Here is a 5,674-nt window from a genome sequence, read left to right as displayed (position 1 = left end):
GGGCCTGTTGTTTGAGAACTCAATAGTGTGCCAAGTTCGTTGATGCCATTTTTTTGATGGTGTTGATTGCCTGGTTGCGTGCACCCCCGTGTGCGTGGCCGGGTTTTTATGCCAGTTTTGGATTGTGCTGGCCGGTGTGGGTGTTTTCCCGCTCCTCCGGCTGGTTGTTTCTGTTTTTTGACGGAGAGTTTGATCCTGGCTCAGGATGAACGCTGGCGGCGTGCTTAACACATGCAAGTCGGACGATGAAGCCCTTTCGGGGGTGGATTAGTGGCGAACGGGTGAGTAACACGTGAGCAACCTGCCCTTGACTCTGGGATAAGCCTGGGAAACTGGGTCTAATACCGGATAGGACCCCTTGCCGCATGGTGGGGGGTGGAAAGCCTTGTGCGGTCTTGGATGGGCTCGCGGCCTATCAGCTTGTTGGTGGGGTGATGGCCTACCAAGGCGACGACGGGTAGCCGGCCTGAGAGGGTGACCGGCCACACTGGGACTGAGACACGGCCCAGACTCCTACGGGAGGCAGCAGTGGGGAATATTGCACAATGGGCGCAAGCCTGATGCAGCGACGCCGCGTGGGGGATGACGGCCTTCGGGTTGTAAACCCCTTTCGGCAGGGAACAAGCCGCTTCGGTGGTGAGGGTACCTGCGGAAGAAGCGCCGGCTAACTACGTGCCAGCAGCCGCGGTAATACGTAGGGCGCGAGCGTTATCCGGAATTATTGGGCGTAAAGAGCTCGTAGGCGGTTTGTCGCGTCTGCTGTGAAAGCCCGGGGCTCAACCCCGGGTCTGCAGTGGGTACGGGCAGGCTGGAGTGCAGTAGGGGAGACTGGAATTCCTGGTGTAGCGGTGAAATGCGCAGATATCAGGAGGAACACCGATGGCGAAGGCAGGTCTCTGGGCTGTAACTGACGCTGAGGAGCGAAAGCATGGGGAGCGAACAGGATTAGATACCCTGGTAGTCCATGCCGTAAACGTTGGGCACTAGGTGTGGGGGCCATTCCACGGTTTCCGCGCCGCAGCTAACGCATTAAGTGCCCCGCCTGGGGAGTACGGCCGCAAGGCTAAAACTCAAAGGAATTGACGGGGGCCCGCACAAGCGGCGGAGCATGCGGATTAATTCGATGCAACGCGAAGAACCTTACCAAGGCTTGACATGTGCCGGACCGTCCCAGAGATGGGGCTTCCCTTCGGGGCCGGTTCACAGGTGGTGCATGGTTGTCGTCAGCTCGTGTCGTGAGATGTTGGGTTAAGTCCCGCAACGAGCGCAACCCTCGTTCCATGTTGCCAGCACTTCGGGTGGGGACTCATGGGAGACTGCCGGGGTCAACTCGGAGGAAGGTGGGGACGACGTCAAATCATCATGCCCCTTATGTCTTGGGCTTCACGCATGCTACAATGGCCGGTACAAAGGGTTGCGATACTGTGAGGTGGAGCCAATCCCAGAAAGCCGGTCTCAGTTCGGATTGGGGTCTGCAACTCGGCCCCATGAAGTCGGAGTCGCTAGTAATCGCAGATCAGCAACGCTGCGGTGAATACGTTCCCGGGCCTTGTACACACCGCCCGTCAAGTCACGAAAGTCGGTAACACCCGAAGCCGGTGGCCCAACCCCTTGTGGGGGGGAGCCGTCGAAGGTGGGACTGGCGATTGGGACTAAGTCGTAACAAGGTAGCCGTACCGGAAGGTGCGGCTGGATCACCTCCTTTCTAAGGAGCATTGCGCCCCCTTTGTGGGTGCCGGTGGCCGCATGGCGTGCCGGCCCTGGGGGGTCAGCAGCCCCGTTTCGTGCCCGGATGTGGTGCGGCGGGTGCTCGTGGGTGGAACATCAATCGGATTCGTGGCCCGTGCCCCTTGCCGGCGCGGCCCTGCCAGTACGCCCCCCTCTTCGGGGGGTTGGAACGCGGGTGCCGCCTGGGTGGGGGGTGGGGTCCTTGGCACGCTGTTGGGTCCTGGGACAGCAGTCCCCGCCCGCCCGGCGCCTGCCCCTGTTGTGGGGTGGGTGTGCCTGTGGGGGGTGTGGTGCCCGCCTTCCTGTGCCCTGCCGGCCCTGCCGGCACGGGTGCGGGTTGTGGGGGTTGTTGTTTGAGAACTGTATAGTGGACGCGAGCATCTAGCAATTTTGTTTGCGAGTTTTTTGTAGGACATGCGCTTGTGCGTGTCCTTGGTTTTCTTGTGTTTCAAGTTTCCAAGGGCGCACGGTGGATGCCTTGGCATCGGGAGCCGATGAAGGACGTGGGAATCTGCGATAAGCCTGGGGGAGTCGATAACCGGACTGTGATCCCAGGGTGTCCGAATGGGGAAACCCCGCCATGCGCCGCGAGGTGGTGTGGTGACCTGCCGTTGAACGCATAGACGGTGTGGGGGGAACGCGGGGAAGTGAAACATCTCAGTACCCGCAGGAAGAGAAAACAACAGTGATTCCGTCAGTAGTGGCGAGCGAACGCGGATGGGGCCAAACCGTGCGTGTGTGATACCCGGCAGGGGTTGCGCGCATGGGGTTGTGGGGTCCTGCTTCGACTGTCTGCCGGCGGTCGGGGGTGTGGTGCAGTGGTGTAGGCGAACGGCCTTGAACGGCCGGCCGGAGAGGGTGTGAGTCCCGTAGCCGGAACGCCAGTCTGCCGCCCTTGCAGGTGTCCCCGAGTAGCACGGGGCCCGAGGAATCCCGTGTGAATCTGTCAGGACCACCTGATAAGCCTGAATACTACCCGATGACCGATAGCGGACCAGTACCGTGAGGGAAAGGTGAAAAGTACCCCGGGAGGGGAGTGAAACAGTACCTGAAACCGTGCGCCTACAAACCGTCAGAGCCGGCTTCGCCCTTGGGCGTTGTACTGGTGATGGCGTGCCTTTTGAAGAATGAGCCTGCGAGTTAGTGCCATGTCGCGAGGTTAACCCGTGTGGGGGAGCCGTAGCGAAAGCGAGTCTGAACAGGGCGTTCAGTGGCGTGGTCTAGACCCGAAGCGGAGTGATCTACCCATGGCCAGGTTGAAGCGACGGTAAGACGTCGTGGAGGACCGAACCCACTTCAGTTGAAAATGGAGGGGATGAGCTGTGGGTAGGGGTGAAAGGCCAATCAAACTCCGTGATAGCTGGTTCTCCCCGAAATGCATTTAGGTGCAGCGTTGCGTGTTTCTTGCCGGAGGTAGAGCTACTGGATGGCCGATGGGCCCTACAAGGTTACTGACGTCAGCCAAACTCCGAATGCCGGCAAGTGGGAGCGCAGCAGTGAGACTGCGGGGGATAAGCTTCGTAGTCGAGAGGGAAACAGCCCAGACCACCGGTTAAGGCCCCCAAGCGTGTGCTAAGTGGGAAAGGATGTGGAGTTGCCCAGACAACCAGGAGGTTGGCTTAGAAGCAGCCACCCTTGAAAGAGTGCGTAATAGCTCACTGGTCAAGTGATTCCGCGCCGACAATGTAGCGGGGCTCAAGCACACCGCCGAAGCCGTGGCAGTCCCATAACACCCTAGCCTTCGTGGTTCAGGGGTGGGGCTGGGTAGGGGAGCGTCGTGCGGGCAGTGAAGCCCCGGAGTGATCCAGGGGTGGAGGCCGCACGAGTGAGAATGCAGGCATGAGTAGCGAAAGACGGGTGGGAAACCCGTCCGCCGGATGATCAAGGGTTCCAGGGTCAAGCTCATCTGCCCTGGGTAAGTCGGGACCTAAGGCGAGGCCGACAGGCGTAGTCGATGGACAACGGGTCGATATTCCCGTACCGGCGAAGGACCGCCCATGCCGGACAGCCGATGCTGACCGCCCAATCCCCGCACCGGGATCCCTTCGGGGAGCCCACCGCGGGGGGCGCGCGGGACCCAGAGCTGCGAGGCAAGCGTATTAACAGGTGTGACGCAGGAAGGCAGCCCGGCCAGGCGATGGTTGACCTGGTCCAAGGATGTAGGGCGCGCGGCCGGCAAATCCGCCGCGCATCAGGCCTGAGATCCGACGGGACCCCCTCGCGGGGGGATCGGGTGATCCTATGCTGCCGAGAAAAGCATCGACGCGAGGTCCCAGCCGCCCGTACCCCAAACCGACACAGGTGATCAGGTAGAGAATACCAAGGCGTTCGAGAGAATCACGGTCAAGGAACTCGGCAAAATGCCCCCGTAACTTCGGGAGAAGGGGGACCCCGGCCCTGGACAGGACACGCTCCTGCGAGGGGGTAGGGGTCGCAGAGACCAGGGGGAAGCGACTGTTTACTAAAAACACAGGTCCGTGCGAAGTCGCAAGACGATGTATACGGACTGACTCCTGCCCGGTGCTGGAAGGTTAAGAGGACCCGTCAGCTCTCGCGAGCGAAGCGGAGAATTCAAGCCCCAGTAAACGGCGGTGGTAACTATAACCATCCTAAGGTAGCGAAATTCCTTGTCGGGTAAGTTCCGACCTGCACGAATGGAGTAACGACTTCCCCGCTGTCTCGACCGTGAACTCGGCGAAATTGCACTACGAGTAAAGATGCTCGTTACGCGCAGCAGGACGGAAAGACCCCGAGACCTTCACTACAGTTTGGTATTGGTGTTCGGAGCGGCTTGTGTAGGATAGGTGGGAGACTGTGAAGCGGGCACGCCAGTGCCGGTGGAGTCATCGTTGAAATACCACTCTGGTCGCTTTGGACACCTCAACCTCGGCCCGTGATCCGGGTCAGGGACAGTGCCTGACGGGTAGTTTAACTGGGGCGGTTGCCTCCCAAAGAGTAACGGAGGCGCCCAAAGGTCCCCTCAGCCTGGTCGGCAACCAGGTGGCGAGTGCAAGTGCACAAGGGGGCTTGACTGTGAGAGAGGCATCTCGAGCAGGGACGAAAGTCGGGACTAGTGATCCGGCGGCACCTCGTGGAAGGGCCGTCGCTCAACGGATAAAAGGTACCTCGGGGATAACAGGCTGATCTTGCCCAAGAGTCCATATCGACGGCATGGTTTGGCACCTCGATGTCGGCTCGTCGCATCCTGGGGCTGGAGTAGGTCCCAAGGGTTGGGCTGTTCGCCCATTAAAGCGGTACGCGAGCTGGGTTTAGAACGTCGTGAGACAGTTCGGTCCCTATCCGCTGCGCGCGCAGGAAATCTGAGAAGGGCTGTCCCCAGTACGAGAGGACCGGGACGGACGAACCTCTGGTGTGCCAGTTGTACCGCCAGGTGCACGGCTGGTTGGCTACGTTCGGATGGGATAACCGCTGAAGGCATCTAAGCGGGAAGCCCGCTTCAAGATGAGATTTCCATCCACCGCAAGGTGGGAGAGGCCCCCAGCAGACCACTGGGTTGATAGGCCGGACGTGGAAGCGAGGACTGACGACTCGTGAAGCCGACCGGTACTAATAGGCCGACAACCTGAAACACACCCCCCACCCCCGACCGCAACAACGGTCGGCCCGGGGGAGAGAACACTGCTACGCGTCCACCATACGGTCCCCGGACAACAAACCCCGGCACCACCCACAACCGAATACACCGCACGGAAGAACACCGTGACCACACAGCTTCCCACCACCCCCAACCCGGGGGGCAGGACGGGACACAGGGTTACGGCGGTCACAGCGTGGGGGAAACGCCCGGTCCCATCCCGAACCCGGAAGCTAAGACCCACAGCGCCGATGGTACTGCACCCGCGAGGGTGTGGGAGAGTAGGACACCGCCGGACAACACCACCAGGTCGAGCCCCCCAGCACCCGCCGGGGGGCTCCCTGCATTTAA

3 rRNA genes are annotated in these 5,674 nt (G+C 60.8%); all 3 read left to right on the top strand.

From position 1 onward, the window contains the following. Positions 1–177 precede the first annotated feature (177 nt). The 3 genes from ACQ5BE_RS18880 to rrf all read left to right on the top strand — a co-directional run bounded on the left by ACQ5BE_RS18880 (position 178) and on the right by rrf (position 5,621). Positions 178–1,705, top strand: a 16S ribosomal RNA gene (locus ACQ5BE_RS18880). 469 nt (positions 1,706–2,174) lie between these two features. Further along, positions 2,175–5,319, top strand: a 23S ribosomal RNA gene (locus ACQ5BE_RS18875). Positions 5,320–5,504: 185 nt separating this feature from the next. Next, positions 5,505–5,621 (top strand): 5S ribosomal RNA (rrf, locus tag ACQ5BE_RS18870). The 16S, 23S and 5S rRNA genes sit together here, the layout of an rRNA operon. Positions 5,622–5,674 lie beyond the last annotated feature (53 nt).

The sequence above is a fragment of the Sinomonas sp. B1-1 genome, from assembly GCF_050474465.1.
Classification (GTDB): Bacteria; Actinomycetota; Actinomycetes; order Actinomycetales; family Micrococcaceae; genus Sinomonas; species Sinomonas flava.
Note: the sequence above shows the minus strand (reverse complement) of the source record. Positions and strands in the feature narration are given on the sequence as shown.